The 15,555-nt window shown below is 58.4% G+C and carries 14 protein-coding genes and 1 pseudogene; 11 read left to right on the top strand and 4 right to left on the bottom strand.

Going from position 1 to position 15,555, the window contains the following annotated elements; genetic code table 11:
- Positions 1-42 precede the first annotated feature (42 nt).
- On the bottom strand, positions 43-1,080 hold the full coding sequence (locus HCK86_RS09605; RefSeq protein WP_176084253.1) for a LacI family DNA-binding transcriptional regulator: 1,038 nt from the start codon (positions 1,078-1,080) through the stop codon (positions 43-45).
- A 177-nt stretch (positions 1,081-1,257) separates the two neighbouring features.
- Here HCK86_RS09605 and HCK86_RS09600 point away from each other — a divergent pair, with 177 nt between their 5' ends.
- From HCK86_RS09600 to HCK86_RS09580, 5 genes and pseudogenes are all read left to right on the top strand, one after another.
- Positions 1,258-1,761: a TRAP transporter small permease gene (locus HCK86_RS09600; protein WP_176084252.1), complete on the top strand. Its 504-nt coding sequence runs from the start codon at positions 1,258-1,260 to the stop codon at positions 1,759-1,761.
- 1 nt (position 1,762) lies between these two features.
- Positions 1,763-3,085 carry a TRAP transporter large permease gene (locus tag HCK86_RS09595; RefSeq protein ID WP_176084251.1) on the top strand — a complete coding sequence of 441 codons (1,323 nt, stop codon included), beginning with the start codon at positions 1,763-1,765 and terminating at the stop codon, positions 3,083-3,085.
- Positions 3,086-3,167: 82 nt separating this feature from the next.
- Positions 3,168-3,308: pseudogene (locus tag HCK86_RS09590) on the top strand (transposase); the annotation flags it as partial.
- A 386-nt stretch (positions 3,309-3,694) separates the two neighbouring features.
- Complete coding sequence (locus tag HCK86_RS09585) at positions 3,695-3,904, top strand: hypothetical protein (protein WP_176084250.1); 210 nt, start codon at positions 3,695-3,697, stop codon at positions 3,902-3,904.
- Positions 3,905-4,122: 218 nt separating this feature from the next.
- Positions 4,123-4,323 carry a hypothetical protein gene (locus tag HCK86_RS09580; RefSeq protein ID WP_176084249.1) on the top strand — a complete coding sequence of 67 codons (201 nt, stop codon included), beginning with the start codon at positions 4,123-4,125 and terminating at the stop codon, positions 4,321-4,323.
- A gap of 22 nt (positions 4,324-4,345) precedes the next feature.
- On the opposite strand, the gene HCK86_RS09575 is transcribed toward HCK86_RS09580, so the two are convergent.
- Complete coding sequence (locus HCK86_RS09575; protein WP_176084248.1) at positions 4,346-5,701, bottom strand: pentapeptide repeat-containing protein; 1,356 nt, start codon at positions 5,699-5,701, stop codon at positions 4,346-4,348.
- An 847-nt stretch (positions 5,702-6,548) separates the two neighbouring features.
- Here HCK86_RS09575 and HCK86_RS09570 point away from each other — a divergent pair.
- The 5 genes from HCK86_RS09570 (at position 6,549) to HCK86_RS09550 (ending at position 9,381) form a co-directional block, all read left to right on the top strand.
- The gene (locus HCK86_RS09570; protein ID WP_176084247.1) at positions 6,549-7,505 is read left to right on the top strand and encodes a zincin-like metallopeptidase domain-containing protein; all 957 of its coding nucleotides are present in this window, start codon (positions 6,549-6,551) and stop codon (positions 7,503-7,505) included.
- Between the two features lie 48 nt (positions 7,506-7,553).
- The gene (locus HCK86_RS09565; RefSeq protein WP_176084246.1) at positions 7,554-7,850 is read left to right on the top strand and encodes a type II toxin-antitoxin system RelE/ParE family toxin; all 297 of its coding nucleotides are present in this window, start codon (positions 7,554-7,556) and stop codon (positions 7,848-7,850) included.
- A 3-nt stretch (positions 7,851-7,853) separates the two neighbouring features.
- Positions 7,854-8,168, top strand: coding sequence for an addiction module antidote protein (locus tag HCK86_RS09560; protein ID WP_176084245.1), 315 nt, complete (start codon positions 7,854-7,856; stop codon positions 8,166-8,168).
- Between the two features lie 518 nt (positions 8,169-8,686).
- Positions 8,687-9,028, top strand: coding sequence for a DUF3768 domain-containing protein (locus HCK86_RS09555; protein WP_176084244.1), 342 nt, complete (start codon positions 8,687-8,689; stop codon positions 9,026-9,028).
- A gap of 95 nt (positions 9,029-9,123) precedes the next feature.
- Entirely contained in the window at positions 9,124-9,381 is a 258-nt protein-coding gene (locus tag HCK86_RS09550; RefSeq protein WP_176084243.1) for a DUF1640 domain-containing protein, read from the top strand.
- 280 nt (positions 9,382-9,661) lie between these two features.
- On the opposite strand, the gene HCK86_RS09545 is transcribed toward HCK86_RS09550, so the two are convergent.
- A complete protein-coding gene (locus tag HCK86_RS09545; RefSeq protein ID WP_176084242.1) occupies positions 9,662-9,952 on the bottom strand; it encodes a mobilization protein in 291 nt (96 codons plus the stop codon).
- 283 nt (positions 9,953-10,235) lie between these two features.
- Between HCK86_RS09545 and traA the strand changes: the two genes are divergently transcribed.
- Positions 10,236-13,613: a Ti-type conjugative transfer relaxase TraA gene (gene traA, locus HCK86_RS09540; protein WP_176084241.1), complete on the top strand. Its 3,378-nt coding sequence runs from the start codon at positions 10,236-10,238 to the stop codon at positions 13,611-13,613.
- Positions 13,614-13,660: 47 nt separating this feature from the next.
- Here the strand turns inward: traA and HCK86_RS09535 are convergent, their stop codons facing one another.
- Positions 13,661-15,463 carry a type IV secretory system conjugative DNA transfer family protein gene (locus tag HCK86_RS09535; RefSeq protein ID WP_176084240.1) on the bottom strand — a complete coding sequence of 601 codons (1,803 nt, stop codon included), beginning with the start codon at positions 15,461-15,463 and terminating at the stop codon, positions 13,661-13,663.
- Between the last annotated feature and the right edge of the window lie 92 nt (positions 15,464-15,555).

The following is a 15,555-nucleotide window of genomic DNA, read 5'->3' as shown; positions in this document are numbered from 1 at the left end:
GCCACGGCCTTTTTCATCAGGGCTTGGGCCCATCAAGCGGCGCTATCGCTGTTTCCTCGGGGCGGCGGCCGAGCCGCGCGCACTCAGCGTGCAGGAGAGCTCGATCCGGCGCGGCAACCACGTCTCGTTGTCGAGATGATCGCGCAGCATGTCGAGGGCGGCAGAACCGACCTCGCGCATCGGGATTTGCACGGAGGTCAAAGGTGGATCGAGGAAATCACTCTGGGGCAGGCCATCAATGCCGACGACTGACACATCATCCGGGACGGAGAGGCCAAAGGAACGCAGGCCAAGAATGGCACCGGCTGCGAGACTGTCTCCGGCACAGAGAACAGCGGTGAAAGCAGGTGGCCCGTCGCCGATATAGCGGCGCAGCGCTTCAATGGCAGCGTCAGGTGTCCAGTCGGCGGCATCGACGACGAGATCCTTCCAGTCTATGCCTGGAATGGTCTCAATCTCGTCTCGCCAGCCTTCCAGCCGCCGCAGGATCGTGCGCCGGCCGTGGCGGGCCAGAAACAGAATGCGTTCATGGCCGAGCGATTTGAGATAGCGCGTGGCAAGCGCCGCCGCCGCTCGGTTGTGCGGAGCAATGCTGGACAGTTCCATCAGCGGGTCATCGCCGTTGACCAGGAGGATCGGCTTTGGAAACGAGCGCGTCGGCGCCAGCATCTCGTCTTCGTCGATGGTCAACATCAAGACACCAGCAATCTCGTCGTCTTCCGCGGCCTCCTCCAGCATGCGGCGCTCCTCCTGAAGATCCGATATGGCCCGTGTCACCAGTGTCAGCCCAAGCACTTCGCTGCGCTCGCGCATGCCTTCCAGCACAAAGGCGGTGAACTGGTTGCGCTGGTAGTCGATCATCGCGCTGGCACTCGCTGCAACGATCACCTTGTAGCCAGCAATCGAGGTCGGCACATGATAGTTCTGCGACCGTGCCGCTTCGAGGATCTTCTCCCGAAGCTCGGGACGGACCCCGGGCGTGCCGGACAGTGCCCGCGAGGCCGTCGACGGCGAGACACCGCAATAGCGGGCCAGATCACTGAGACGGAAACGTTTGCTGGTCTTCTTCATCGCGTTCACTCCCTTTGCCCCAGTATGAAAAATTGTTTCATATAGCGCAATCACTTTTCATGCTGCATTATAATATTCATATTCGTCGGCCTCCGCGGAGGAACGCTTTACAATGGACCGGCGAAAAACAGCCACAAACGGAACTGCGCGATATCTTCGACGCGCCGTGTGGCATGGAGGAAGCCCATGCTGGACAAGATAAAAACAACACTGGAAAAAATACTGCTCTACCTGACCTCGGCGATGCTGGCAGTCATGGTCTGCCTGATGCTCTGGCAGGTCTTCACCCGCTACGTCCTGGCATCGCCGGCTCTCTATACCGAAGAGTTGCTGCGCTTCATGATGATCTGGATGGCCTTTCTCGGATCGGCCTATGCCTTCGGAACCCGTCAGCATCTCTCTCTCGTCTTCATGGTCGATGCCATGTCGGGACGCAAGCAGCTGATCCTGATGCTGATCAATGACGCCGTCGTGCTGCTTTTCGCACTGTTGATCCTCCTGCCGGGCGGGATCAAGGCGGTCAATTCGTCAATGGCGCAGTTCTCGCCGATCATGCGTATTCCCATCGGTGAGGTCTATATGATCATGCCGATCACCGCCGTGCTGATCGCCGTCCTGCAAATTCTGAACATGGCCGACCTCATGCGCAACCACAAGCATCGGCATCTCGAGGCTGCGGGGACTCTCTGACATGGACTTCATTTTCGATTACGTGGACGAGACGGTATTCGCCGCCGTCCTTCTCTTCGGCCTGTTCTTCTGGATGCTGGCGCAGGGCATTGCCATTTCGGTGGCCATTGCCGTCTCGTCGATCATTACCGGTCTGTTCTTCCTGCCGCCCAAGGTTGCCTTCTTCGTCGCGACGCAGAAGATGTTTTCCGGCCTCGACAGCTTCACGCTTCTGGCCATTCCCTTCTTCATTCTGGCCGGCAACATCATGAACAAGGGCGGCATCGCCATAAGGCTCGTCAACCTTGCGAAACTGCTTGGTGGGCGCCTGCCGGGCGCGCTGGCGCACACCAATGTCATAGCCAACATGCTTTTCGGTTCCATCTCCGGATCGGCGATTGCTGCAGCCGCAGCCGTCGGCGGCACCATGGCGCCGCTGCAAAAGAAGGAAGGCTACGACCCGACCTTTTCGGCAGCCGTCAATATCGCTTCGGCGCCGTCCGGTATCCTCATCCCGCCAAGCGGTCCGCTGATCCTGTTCTCGCTCGTCTCCGGCGGCACCTCGATTTCAGCGCTCTTCATTGGCGGCTATGTGCCCGGCATCATGATGGGCCTTGCGGTCATGATCGTTGCCGGGATCATTGCCAAGCGCCGCAACTTTCCCATCTCGGAACGTCCAGGAACCGGTGAGGCGATCCGCGTCGTCTGGCAGGCCCTGCCGTCGCTCCTCATGGTCGTCGTCGTCATCGGCGGTATCGTCATCGGAGCCTTCACGGCAACTGAGGGTGCGGCCGTTGCCGTTCTCTATTCCTTCATCCTGTCGCTTATCTACCGCCTTGCGACCTGGCGTGAATATCTTGAGGTTCTGAAAGGCTCGATGATCACCAGCGCGGTGATCCTCTTCCTGATCGCCGCCTCCGGCATAATGTCCTATGTGATGACAATAACAGGGATTCCCGATGCCATCGCCGATGGGCTGCTGACCTTCAAGAACCCGATCGTGATCCTGCTGATCATGAACATATGCCTGCTGATCATCGGCTTTTTCATGGACCTGACACCGGCCGTTCTGATCTTCACGCCGATCTTTCTGCCGATCGCGACCCAGGTTGGGATGGACCCCGTTCAGTTCGGCCTGATGATGATCTTCAACCTCGGAATCGGTTCGATGACGCCACCGGTTGGATCGGTCCTGTTCGTCGGCTGCTCGATCGCCGGCGTCACCATCGAAAAGGTGGCAAAGCCGCTGCTGCCATTCTTCATCACCCTGTTTATTGCGCTGATGATGGTAACCTATATTCCAGCCCTGACGCTCGGTCTGCCACGGCTGCTCGGCCTGATGTGATGTCCTTCCACGTCAGCTGAAAGGACGCGGTGGTTTTCGGGCCACCGTGTCTCGTTGTCAGTCCCACTCACGGTGACAACGACAGGCTCGCAGCCGTCATCGCGTTGACGATCGGCGTGTTCTGAGCGGTATCATCTTCGTCAACCGCAATCGGCTCGGGTGGTTCGATGCATCGAAGGAATACGGGCCCTTCAAGACGCATTATAAGCTCTGGAAACGCTGGTGTCGCTTGGCAGTTAATTTTGAGAATCTGTGAAATCATTTTCACAAATTAATTGTATCTGATTTGTATGTCTTTCCTTCTCTGCGGGTAAGAAAAATGGGAGTGCCTCGGGGTCGAAATGCGTTTGGTTGGTGGCAAATGTTGATTGCCGCAACATGAATGACATTTCGGCTCCCGCAGGAAGTTGGCCCCGATCGGCAGGCAATACTGGCGCACCAAGTTTCTGGTAGCTTCCTTCTGTTCGTCATCAAACTAATGCGACCGTGCGGTCATGGCTTTTCCAGCGACCTTTATGAGCCGTTTGCGCTTGATCGAGTAACGGTGATGGTGAATATCGTGCTCAGTGACGTTGGGCCGCCAAATCAGAGCGCAGGAGTTAAGTCGTTATGGCTGAGAACATTCAGATCGAAACCCGGGGTGACTTTGGCCTATGGGCCATCGAAGTTGCCAATCAGATCGTCAAGGAACAGGGCTTCGAACTTGCCAGAGCCGCACGCGACGGCACGGAAGAGGATATTCGTGTTGCGGGCAATGCTTTGGGTCAGGCAATCACCAGCGCGCTGATGGAGGTCTATGACGGACTTTTGCAGGAATAAGCCGAAAGGCTATCAACAGCGCGGCCTGCTCGCCATTTCGTCATGCGCCCTGTTCCCGATCCGGTTCCGGTGATGCGAACATATCTCGTGCAGCCGAGCGCCCGCAAGCATCCGGCCTGCCCACTGACCGCCCGGCTATCGCCACAAGCCCGCCGTTGCCGATGCGCTGTTGACAGATTTTGGATAAAGCACACTTCCCGAATTCTATGAGTAGGGTCATGGGAAAGACCTTCGTCAGACACCGGCTGGTGCTCAGGGACCAGAACGACCGGATCATCCTCGATCTTTCCTTCGACAGCTTCGCCGAGGCCCAGCCGCACTATATTGAGGCGTCGGCGACCCTCAAGGCCGGCTATTCGCTCTGTCTGCAACATGGCGCGCGGATTATCAGCAGGGTGGAGGCCGCTCAGGAGCTTTGACCGTCTTGGATGAGCAGCAGCGCTAAACTGGAATATCCATCATGAGAAAGTGGACAGTATTCGAAGCCACGATGAGGAAGTAGACCAAGACTGCTTTGTCGGCGATTTTTTGCAGTGTCCCCCAGGTCAGCCTCCGGAGGCCCTGCGCCTCGAAAATAGGATCGACAAGGCTGAAATCAACCCGAACGCCTCTGACTTCTTCCTGAAATTCCAACGTCTTCGTCTTCCAGAGCATTATCCCGCGCAGGCAGTTGAACAAAAGTCCAAGTATGAATATGACAAACGAAAAGCTGAAATCGAAGCCGGTCTCCCAGTTCACGCCACCGTTGTAAATATAGCGGCAAAGCGCTTCAGCCAGCGTGATGTGCTCCACCGCCGGATTGTCAAAGAAGCGCGCCTCGCCCCATTTGCTGAGCAGAAACCATGCATATGGGAAGATAAAGGCCACCAAAGCGACAAGGTGCATCCAACGCAGATAGCCACTGAATCTCTGCCTCAGGATTGCAACGTCATCCTGGATCGCCATCTTCATTCTTGCCCCGTCAGACAACTCGCCATAGTCTTTAAGGCATTCCAGTGCGTAGCGGTTTATCCGGCAACCATCGGCGGTGGCCTTCTCGAATATTGTCTTCGTGTTGGTATGCGCTCCGAGCAAATTGGCGTTGGTGAGGTCCGCTCCGGTAAAATTTGCGTCCTCAAGGTTTGTGTTCGTGAAGTCGGCGTCATGTAGAGAAGCACTTCGAAAATTCGACCCGTGCAGGTCCTTTCCCGCGACAACTAGCGGCGCGTGAAATTTCGAACCTTGCATCGCAACCGTCCCTTCAAGCATTGCCTCCGATAAGTCGGCTCCCTCATGAAACGTTGACCCACTCAGATTCAGCTTCCTTTCGCTTCTCATACCCTTCCAGTTGGCGGGTTTGTGCATTTCGCTGCTTTGGATAGCGAACTCCTGGCTGATGTGGCTTCCGGAGAAATCGGTAGCGTCATGAAAGCGCGCGTGGAAAAACTTGAGTTCGGTCGCTTGGCATCGAGATAGATCCAGCTGCCCCTTAAACGCAACGCCATGAAAGGTGATTGCAGAGAATTCACAACCATTGAAGCTGATTGCGGCAGCGAATTCGACTCTGTCGAAAGTCAAAAATCCAGGAAATAGCCACCCGGAAAAGTCGATTTTCTGTTCAAAGATATGTTTTCGTAACACAACATTGGCACGTTGTTGCCAATCTTGGGTCAAGCGTTCACGTTCCACTTGCTCATTGGCGGGAAGCTGTGACGTTGGAATGCTCGTGTCTGGTTTTTCGCGAAGCAACCCGTTTGCCCAGCGGTTCCAGGCGCTTTTGCCTTCACTGAAAAGCTTTCGCGTCTCATCCTCATCCATCTTCGTCCCCCGAAATCTAGGCACGCCGTAGATTTCCAGAAACGATCCACGCCGGCCGTGGCAATGCATCCTATGGTTCCGTCGCCATCTATACCATCCTGTTTTATATACCGCTTGTAGGTGGGTGGGCCTGGCAAATTGTAACTTCTCTTGAGATCGCCTTCCGTTCTTGCGCCCAGCCGCGCTCTATGCCTGCGGCACGAAGCCAGCCTTGGCCGTCTTCTCCCATGCGGGTTACGATCGCTAAGGCAGGCCGCCGCCCTTGGCGCCGGAAAATGAAGGCCCAGCCGGCGATGCAGTCGGTCCCGCCTTCCGGCCTGCGGCCGTCGCTATGCTAAGGCTCCTGCGGCTGCATTCTCTCACCGGCCGGACCTGTCGAGAATTCCCGCGCTCCCGGCCTGCGGCCGTCACGATGTTGAGCGCTCCGATGCTCGCCATTCTTCTTTCCTTATCGGCCTCGCCCGTCGCCGTCGCGACGGTCGAGGCAGCAGCTTGTCGCTGAAAAGGCCAAGGGCTTTTTTCGAAGATCGAGGGGGATCAGGAAGACGCTGTCTCCCTCCCCCTAAAGCGAAAATTCGGGTCTCCCCATCCTTCCGCTCTGCGTTCGCGCCGGCTTCGCCGGCACGCCCTCCGTTTGTGCAGGACTGCGCCAGGCTCCGCCCAGGGCAGGCCTTGGGCGGAGCCTCGCTTGCACCTGCGGTGTGGGCGATACCCCTCCCGATTTTTCGCTTTGCCCCCAACCCTCTGATCGGATCGCCGATTGCTCGGGAGCAGGAGCGGGGCTCCTGCCCGAGACGGGCAAGAGCAAGACCGCTTCGCGGGAAAATGGGAAAGCAGGAGAAACACCATGGCACGCCGGAACACGAAAAAGGCAAGCGAAGAACTGGCAGTTCATTCCGATATTTATCAACGGATCACAGACAGGATTGTTGGGCAGCTGGAAGAAGGAACGCGGCCATGGTTCAAGCCTTGGAAAGGCGGCGCTCCATGCCGCCCGCTTCGCCATAACGGCCAGCCCTACCGTGGCATCAATGTTGTCCTGCTTTGGATCGAGGCAGAGGATCGCGGTTACACGTCTCCCTACTGGATGACCTACAAGCAGGCGCAGGAACTAGGCGGGCAGGTGAAGAAAGGCGAAAAATCGGCCCTTGTGGTCTATGCCAACACCTTCGAGAAGAAGGAAGAGGACCCAGAGACAGGCGAAGAACGCGAGCGCCGCATTCCGTTCATGAAGGGCTATTCGGTTTTCAACGCCGATCAGATCGAAGGCTTGCCCGAGCAATTCCACATTGCCGCGCAGCCGGAACAGCCGGAAAATGAGTTTGACCGCATCGAGGCAGCCGACCGGTTCTTTGAAAATCTTGGCGCTGATATCCGCACAGGCGGAAGCCGTGCCTTCTACTCGTCGTCAGGCGATTTCATCCGTATGCCGCCGTTTGAGAACTTTGTTTCCGCCGAGGCGCATGCCGCCACGCTCGGCCACGAATGCGTCCACTGGACGATGCATGAAACCCGCCTTGATCGCGATTTCGGCACGAAGCAGCGCGGAGACGCTGGCTACGCCCGCGAAGAACTTGTAGCCGAGCTAGGCAGTGTTTTCCTTTGCGCCGATCTTGGCATCGAGGCCGAACCCCGCGACGATCACGCGGCCTATATCGGTTCGTGGCTCAAAGCTTTGAAGAATGACAAACGTGCCATTTTTCAGGCCGCAAGCCATGCTGAAAAAGCCGTGGGCTACCTGCATTCAAAGCAGCCAAAGGCCGAGGAGGCCGCCGAAAACGAGGGGGTGAGCGTCGCCGCTTAAGCGGCGCTGTTCCCTTGACAAAATGACAACCATGGTTTACATATCGACATGTTCACAATTCACCAGACCGACGAATTTTCCCGATGGCTGACGGCATTGCGCGACAGGCGCGCTGTCCTTCGCATCGTCAAAAGGATCGATCGCCTTGCCCTTGGGAATGCGGGCGATGTTAAGCCGGTTGGCGAAGGCATCAGCGAATTGCGGATTGATTACGGTCCCGGCTATCGCGTCTATTATGTTCAGTCGGGTGAGGTTGTCTATTTGCTGCTTTGTGGCGGCAGCAAAAGCACGCAGGCGCAGGATATCACCAGAGCCAAGAAGCTGGCCAAAGAGCTGAGAGATTAAGTCATGACCTTGAAAACCAGAGCTTTTGACAGTGCCGAATATCTCGAAACCGAGGACGATTTTGCCGAATATCTGGCGTTGTCGGCGGAAAGCGGTGACGCGCAGGAAATGGCGCATGCGCTCGGTGTTGTGGCCCGCGCGCGCGGCATTACCGACATTGCCCGTAAGACGGGCCTGACCCGGCAGGCGATCTATAAAGCGCTGAGCGGCGAGGGAAATCCGGAGTTTCTCACAATCACGAAGGTGGCCGACGCTCTGGGCTATCGTTTGTCGTTTGTCGAGAAGACGACCGATCATACGCTGTCTAGCGTGTCCTGATCCGGCAAGTTGAGGGGAACCCAAACCCTTCCCCTCAAACTCCCCTGCCCGCCCCCCTCTTTTTGGCAAACATGGACGTTCGGCTCTCTGTTGACGTTCAATAACGGCTAAGCCGCTATCTACCCGTGTCGTTCGAGAATCCACTCTGAATCGCCATGCGCGGCAGCAGCGTGCCGCTGAAAAGGTCAAGGCGTTCCTCCTAAGGTCGAGGAGGATCAGGAAGACACTGTCTTCCTCCCCCTAAAGCGAAAAATCGGGTCTCCCCATCCTTCCGCTCTGCGTTTGCGCCGGCCCGGCCGGCACGCCCTCCATTTGTGCAGGACTGCGCCAGTCTCCGCCCAGGGCAGGCCTTGGGCGAAGCCTAGCTTGCACCTGCGGTGTGGGCGATACCCCTCCCGATTTTTCGCTTTTCCCCCAACCCTCTGATCGGATCGCCGATTGCTCGGGAACAGGAGCGGGGCTCCTGCCCGAGACGGGCAAGAGCAGGACCGCTTCTCGGAAGAATAGGAGAGACGAATATGTCAACGACAGAAACGAGCAGAACCGCCGAGATTGCAAAGCTGAATGACACCTTGCGGCAGTTCTTCTGCATTGGCCGCGTTGTCCAGACGCTCGGAATTTCGGCACTGGACGCCGACACGCAATCGGCCATCCGTGAGAAGGTCGTGGCCTATGACGATTTCACGCGGGACAATGACCCCTATGGCGAACGGGACTACGGCGCGTTTGATCATGACGGCCACAAAATCTGCTGGAAAATCGACTACTACGCCCTGGACATGCTGCATGCCTCGGAAGACCCGGCCGACAGGCGGAAGACCGTTCGGGTTCTGACGATCATGCTGGAACGCGAGCGCTGATCGCAACGGTGCGGCCTGCCACCTCAGCGGCAGGCCCTAATCGCACTGTGAAGCCCATGCAAAATGCAGTATACAGGACAGGAAGGAGAACCGGAGTGGCGGTTTTGGCATTTGACACACTGAAGGCAGCGAACCGGCTGAAAGAGGCCGGGTTTGATGACAAACAGGCGCAAGAGCTTGTCTCGACCTTTGCCGAGGGCGTTGGCGAGAATATCGCAACGAAACACGATATTGAAAGGCTGGAAAGCAAGATCGAGGCTCTTGGTCAGAAGATGACGATCAAGCTTGGCAGCCTGATGGTAGCAGGCGTTGCCTTTCTGGCGCTTCTGGACCGGCTTTTCCCGCCCGCGTGATTGCGAGGGGCAATCATCTCTTTGAATTATCGAAGGCCGCGTGAGCGGCCTTTTTGCTGCAGCGCTTGCGGCGTTTTTCCACCCCGAAGGGGCGGAGCGCAGCGGCGCAGGCGGAGGCTGAACGTGCTTTCCAACGCGCCGTAGAGAGGCCGGAGCCTGTGGGGAAAGCGGTCCGTGCAATGGCTATTTCGGAACGTCGATTGACTCGTCTGCCAACCCCTTCCGCCATGTCTGGCAGAACGAGCGCATAGCGGTTGAGCGCCGGGCATTCCGTTTCCGGTCAAATTTCAGAACCCGGCTTTGCTTCCGAATTGGGATTCAGGATCTCATCGAACAATTCTTTGTCACCGTCGCGGGTGAGGAATTCCGGCAGTTCGGCTGTGATCCATTCCCGTATCTTTCCGACGAACTGCTGATCGGCCTTGTGTTCGAGACGATGGAGCAGAAACGCGCCGAGCAGCACCTTGCGGCGGGTGTCTCGGCTGCGTTCCTGCTTGCCCAGTCTGGCCTTGAGGGTCTTCTTCTGCTGTTCGAGTTCAGCGAGCCTTTGCTCGATCGATTTCTGCGCCATGGATGGTCTCCTGTCTGATGAGGCCGGAGACTATCCGGCGCGTCGTGAAGCTCAAGAATAACCTCTCTATCACATTGTTATATTTCCATTTTCCCTGCCTTTGCCGGACAAGTTCGTTTCATTGCCCTTCCTGTCCGACGCGCGCTGCAGTCGCCACACCGATGTGGTCTGAAGCGGGAGCTTCAGAACCGCGAAGGGCGCACTTACGAGTTGCTGCGCAACTCAGCGCGCCGATCCTCCTTTCGGGATCGGAGCATGATGAGACGGCATCGGGGCACGGGACGTGGCGATCTACCATTTCAGCATGAAGCCGGTCTCGCGGTCGTCTGGTCGCAGTGCCGTCGCGGCGATCGCCTATCGCGCCGGTGTCTGCCTCACCAACACCCGCGATGGCATCACCCATGACTACACCCGCAAGCAGGGGGTCGCCCATGCCGAGATCGTGCTGCCCGATGGTGTCGATGCCGCCTGGGCCCGTGACCGCTCTGCCCTGTGGAATGCCGCCGAGCATTGTGAGAAGCGCAAGGATGCCCGCGTCGCCCGCGAATTCGTCGTCGCCCTGCCGCATGAGCTGGATCGGGGGCAGCGGCTTGAGGCGGTGCGGCTGATGGCGGGCGAAGTTGCAAACCGATACGGTGCAGCGGTGGATTTTGCCATCCATGAACCGCATGAAGCAGGCGATATCCGCAATCACCACGCCCATCTTCTGATGACGACACGGCAGGTCACGCAGGCTGGCCTCGGTGACAAGACCCATCTGGAACGGGAGAACAAATGGCTGCTGGAACAGGGCCTGCCAACCACCGACATGCAGCTGAAGGATCTGCGCCAGACCTGGGAGGATATCGCCAATGCACAACTGGCCACCGCCGGTCTCGATATCCGCGTTGACCAGCGCTCCCACAGCGCGCGCGGACTTGAGATCATCCCGACCGTGCATGTCGGTGTTCACGCCACGCAGATCGAGCGGCAGGGCAAGGCGGTTTCGCGGTTGCGGCTTACCCCGGACGATGCCGCCTACAATGCCGATCTGATCCGGGAAAAGCCGGAACAGCTGCTTTCCGTCATCACGGCGGAAAAAAGCGTGTTTGACCGTCGCGATATCGCACGGACCCTGCATCGCTATATCAACGACGATGTTCAGGAATTCCAGAACGCCTTTGCCGCGGTGATGGCCTCGAAAGCGCTGGTTGAGTTGCAGGCCGAGCAGGTTGATCAAACGACGGGAGAGATCAGCGCTGCCCGCTATTCAACGCGCGAGATGATCGAAATCGAGTTCGGCATGGCCGAGGCGGCGGTGCGGATGGATGCAGCGGAAGATCACGGTGTAGAGCAGCGGCACGTTGAGAACGCCATCGCGCGGCAGGATGCCGCCATTCAGCAGAGAAGCGGTGATCTGACAGCCGGGCTCTCTGACGAACAGCGCGGTGCGATTGCCCACATCACCGGGGCGGAACGGATCTCTGTCGTTGTCGGTTTTGCCGGGGCTGGAAAGTCCACCATGCTGGCGGCGGCGCGGGAGGCCTGGGAGGCGGAAGGCTACCGCGTTCACGGTGCTGCCTTGTCGGGCAAGGCGGCCGAGGGGCTGGAAGAGAGTTCCGGCATTGCAAGCCGGACGCTTGCCTCGTGGGATATCAGCTGGAAGAACGACAAGCGTCTTCTCGGCCGTGGCGATGTGTTTGTGATTGACGAGGCGGGGATGGTTGGCAGCCGGCAGCTGGCCCGTTTCATCAACGCGGTCGAAGAACGCGGTGCCAAGGTCGTTCTGGTTGGCGACCATGAGCAGCTGCAGGCGATCGGCGCCGGTGCACCATTCCGGGCGATTGCCGAGACGGTGGGCCATGCGGCACTGTCGGACATCCGCCGTCAGCGCGAGGACTGGCAGCGGGCTGCGTCCATTGCCTTTGCCACGCACCGGACAAAGGAAGGGCTGGACGCTTACCGCGAACAGGGGTCCGTCGCGATCACGCAAACCGACGAAGATGCGCGCCGGGTCCTGGTTCGCGACTATCTTGCCGATTGCGCGGAACGGCCGGATGGAACCCGCCTTGCCATGGCGCATCGGCGCAGCGATGTTCGGGCGCTGAATTATGCAATCCGCTCCGCTTTGCAGGAGCGTGGCGAGTTGGGGCAGATGCCGATCATGGGCGATGATGCTGGAGAAGCGACTTTCCGCACTCAGGATGGCGAGCGGCAATTTGCGGCCGGTGACCGACTTGTCTTCCTTGAGAACAATCGCGATCTCGGCGTGAAGAACGGCATGCTGGGGACGGTGACAGAGATCGCGGTGGACGAGGACGGCGCCGGCGGCGCCATAGTCGTCCAGCTGGACGGCCGCGACGGTGAAACGGTTCGGGTTGCGATGGATGATTATCAGGCTGTCGATCACGGCTATGCGACGACCATTCACAAGAACCAGGGCGCAACGGTGGACCGGGCCTTTGTCATGGCCTCAGCCTCGATGGACCGGCATTTGACCTATGTCGCCATGACCCGCCACCGCGACGGTGTTCAGCTTTATGCCTCGGAAGAGGCCTTCAGCCATAGCGGCCGTCTGATTGCCCATGGCAAGGCACCTTATGACCATGAAACGGCCAATCGCGACAGCTATTTTGTGACGCTTGAGGATCGAAAGGGCGAGCAGCACACGCTCTGGGGTGTGGATCTCAAACGGGTGATGGAGGCCGAAGCGCCCGAGATCGGCGCGAAGATCAGCCTGCAGCATGTTGCGGCCGAACCTGTCCGGCTTCCGGACGGAACGGTTACACACCGCAACAGCTGGTCGCTTGAGACAGGGCCGGAACTGACGTGGAAGGGCGTGCAGGAACGGTTGTCGCGCTCGGGCGTCAAGGAGACGGCGCTGGACTATCTCGAAGCCTTTGCCGCCAAGCGGGGCATTGCCGCGGCAATGGGCATCGAGAGCGAGATTGAAGTTTCGGTGGACACAATCGTGCGGACAAGGGGTGATGATATGGAACAGGGTGTCGAGAACCGGGCCGCGACGGCGGAGGAATACCGCGCGGGCCTGATCGCTGAGGTCAAAAGTCTTGCTGCGCGGGATCAACTGGATGGCGAGGAATGCGAGCGGTTTGTTGTTGCCGTGGACACGCTGCTTGACAAGGAACAGCGCCATGATCTGCGCTGTGGCAACAGCGAGGCGCTTGCGGACGTCGTTGAAGACAGGAAGGAACGCTTCGACCTGACCGAGAGATACCTCCAGGCGGAGAAAGGCCTTGGAGAAGACCGCGACGATGCACTGAGGATCGTTGAGCTTGAGCGCAAGCTCTGGACTGATGATCGCGTCTCGGAGGTCCGTGCTCTTGCTGCGCGTGGCGAACTGGATGGCGAGGAACGCGAACAGTTCGTTGATGCCGTGGACATGCTGCTTGACGAGGATCAGCGCCATGATCTGCGCTGTGGCAACAGCGAGGCGCTTTCGGACGTCGTTGAAGACAGGAAGGAACGCTTCGACCTGACCGAGAGATACCTTCAGGCGGAGAAAGGCCTTGGAGAAGACCGCGACGAAGCATTGAGGATTGTCGAGCTTGAGAAAAAACTCTTCGAGATGGACCGGCAGCTTGAGATTCAGGCCAACCGGGAACGGCTCGATCAGGTCTACCGGGACCGTGCCCGCGAACAGGATGACGGGTTGGATCTGTAAAAATCCGAAGGGTGCTCCGGGCGCCCTCCATGGCATTGAAGTTTCAGTCAGCTTTTCCTTTCCGCTCGTGTGACCGAGCCTCCGACACTTTGTTTCAGGCGCTCAAGCTCGGCCGCTGCCCCGTCCCGATCTTCCTGCTGTTCGGCAGCCGGCTCCATCACGACATAATCTGCTTCCGTGATGGTATGTGGCGGCAGCGGCAGGGGTGCGGTGAAGTCCTGGCTCTCGAACAGCGGCTTGTATTTGCTGTCCTCGTAATAGACGATCCGCTTGGCCCGGATCGGCATGTCGGCATCGACAACGATAATGATCTCATCAAGCGGCATGCGCCGGGCCTCGTCCTTTGTCAGGAGCGGGTGTTCTTCTGTGCGCTCGGAGACACTGGTTCCGAACATGCCATCCTTCTGCGATCGGGATTTGCTGACGACGCGTTTGGTCGTTGTTCCGACGGAGGCGGACATTTCCGCGATCGTGTCTTCTTCGCTCGGCGTCAGATAGAGCTTGATACCCGTTCCCGCCTGGATGGTCTTGCGGCCGTTCTCGCCATAATGCCTTTCCAGCTCCGGAATGGACTGGGTGACAATCGCCAGATTGACGCCGTAGCTGCGTAAAAGCGAGATGCTGTCCACGATCTTGGGCATCTTGCCAAGGCGCTGAAACTCATCGAGCAGGATCAGAACCGGAAATGGTTCGTCTTTGCCGGGCTCGTGATGCTGCATGGTTGCAACCAGGTCGGAGAAGAACAGGCGTGCCAGCGGCGCGATCGGCTCAATATCGTCAGTCGGCACATTGAAATAGACCGTCTGCGGCTTTCTGCGGAAGGTCGCGAAATCGAAATCGGTGCTGTTGGTGACGGCGCAGGTATGCGGGTTCATCCATGTGGACATGCCGGCAGACGAGAGAACCGAGAGATAGGCCGAAAGCGTTTTCTCTGTGGTATTTGAAAGCTTCTGGAACAGAACCTTTGCTTCAGGATCTTTGACTTCATCGGCATAGGCGGCGAATTTGGCATTGTTGTTCAGCGCCCCGCCAAAGGCCAGCCGGTAGACCTGGCCGAGGGTGAGATTGTCCTGTTCATAGGCCAGAATGGCGCAGGCGATAAAGACCTCGCGGCTATTGGGCAGGAAGCCGGCGGCGCTGCTGTCTTCGGTCTGCAGGAACAATGTGGCGATCTTTTCCAGCTCGGCCATGCGCTTGGCGCGATTGGAATAGGTTTTGATCCGATCCAGCGGATTGTAGCGGAAGCTTGGCTGGTCGAAATCGCGCGGGCAGAAGCGATAGATGGTGTGCCCCATCTTCTTGCGGAAACGGGCAGTCTTCTCGAAGTTCTCGCCCTTCACATCGAGGACAACCGCGCTGCCGAGATAGGTCAGAAGGTTCGGAATGACGAAACCGACATTTTTGCCGCGGCCAGTCGGCGCGATCAGCAGGCAATGCGGGAATGGGCCCGAGGCGATGTAGTCGCCTTTTGCGGCGGGCTTTCCGGTCTTGCCGAGTGTGAAGGCGATGCAGGGATCGGCAAAGAAGTTCTTCTTTGCTAACTCGCAGCCGCTCATCCAGTGGGTTGAGCCGAACCGGGTGAGACGTTCAGTGACGATGCGGGTGGCGAGCAGAAGCCCGGCGAGGAAAAAGCCCCCGATGGTCACGTTGATGATGTTCCACACACGCAGATCGACGGTGCGCAGTTGCCACCAGTGGCGGGCGATCCACAGAAGATCCGGCTTCGGTTGGCCGTACCAGTACTGAACGATGCCGGTTGCCACGACATAGCCGATGGCTGCGGTAAAGATAGCGATGGTCAGGGCGCCGCCGATCTGGCGGCCCCTGATTTCGGAAACGCGTGTGCGCATCGGCGCAACCTTTCATGACGGGAGGTTTGTTATTCGCTGCGGAGCCGTTGAATGCCGAGGTGCCTCTTCGCTGCGCGGTGGCCGAAACTGGC

Source organism: Martelella sp. HB161492 (assembly GCF_013184775.1).
GTDB lineage: Bacteria > Pseudomonadota > Alphaproteobacteria > Rhizobiales > Rhizobiaceae > Martelella.
Note: the sequence above shows the minus strand (reverse complement) of the source record. Positions and strands in the feature narration are given on the sequence as shown.

Excerpts from the sequence above, each read along its gene's own strand:
- HCK86_RS09600 (WP_176084252.1), top strand. The coding sequence starts at position 1,258 with ATGCTGGACAAGATAAAAACAACACTGGAAAAAATACTGCTCTACCTG.
- HCK86_RS09595 (WP_176084251.1), top strand. The coding sequence starts at position 1,763 with ATGGACTTCATTTTCGATTACGTGGACGAGACGGTATTCGCCGCCGTC.
- HCK86_RS09585 (WP_176084250.1), top strand. The coding sequence starts at position 3,695 with ATGGCTGAGAACATTCAGATCGAAACCCGGGGTGACTTTGGCCTATGG.
- HCK86_RS09580 (WP_176084249.1), top strand. The coding sequence starts at position 4,123 with ATGGGAAAGACCTTCGTCAGACACCGGCTGGTGCTCAGGGACCAGAAC.
- HCK86_RS09575 (WP_176084248.1), bottom strand. The coding sequence starts at position 5,701 with ATGGATGAGGATGAGACGCGAAAGCTTTTCAGTGAAGGCAAAAGCGCC.
- HCK86_RS09570 (WP_176084247.1), top strand. The coding sequence starts at position 6,549 with ATGGCACGCCGGAACACGAAAAAGGCAAGCGAAGAACTGGCAGTTCAT.
- HCK86_RS09565 (WP_176084246.1), top strand. The coding sequence starts at position 7,554 with ATGTTCACAATTCACCAGACCGACGAATTTTCCCGATGGCTGACGGCA.
- HCK86_RS09560 (WP_176084245.1), top strand. The coding sequence starts at position 7,854 with ATGACCTTGAAAACCAGAGCTTTTGACAGTGCCGAATATCTCGAAACC.
- HCK86_RS09555 (WP_176084244.1), top strand. The coding sequence starts at position 8,687 with ATGTCAACGACAGAAACGAGCAGAACCGCCGAGATTGCAAAGCTGAAT.
- HCK86_RS09545 (WP_176084242.1), bottom strand. The coding sequence starts at position 9,952 with ATGGCGCAGAAATCGATCGAGCAAAGGCTCGCTGAACTCGAACAGCAG.
- HCK86_RS09535 (WP_176084240.1), bottom strand. The coding sequence starts at position 15,463 with ATGCGCACACGCGTTTCCGAAATCAGGGGCCGCCAGATCGGCGGCGCC.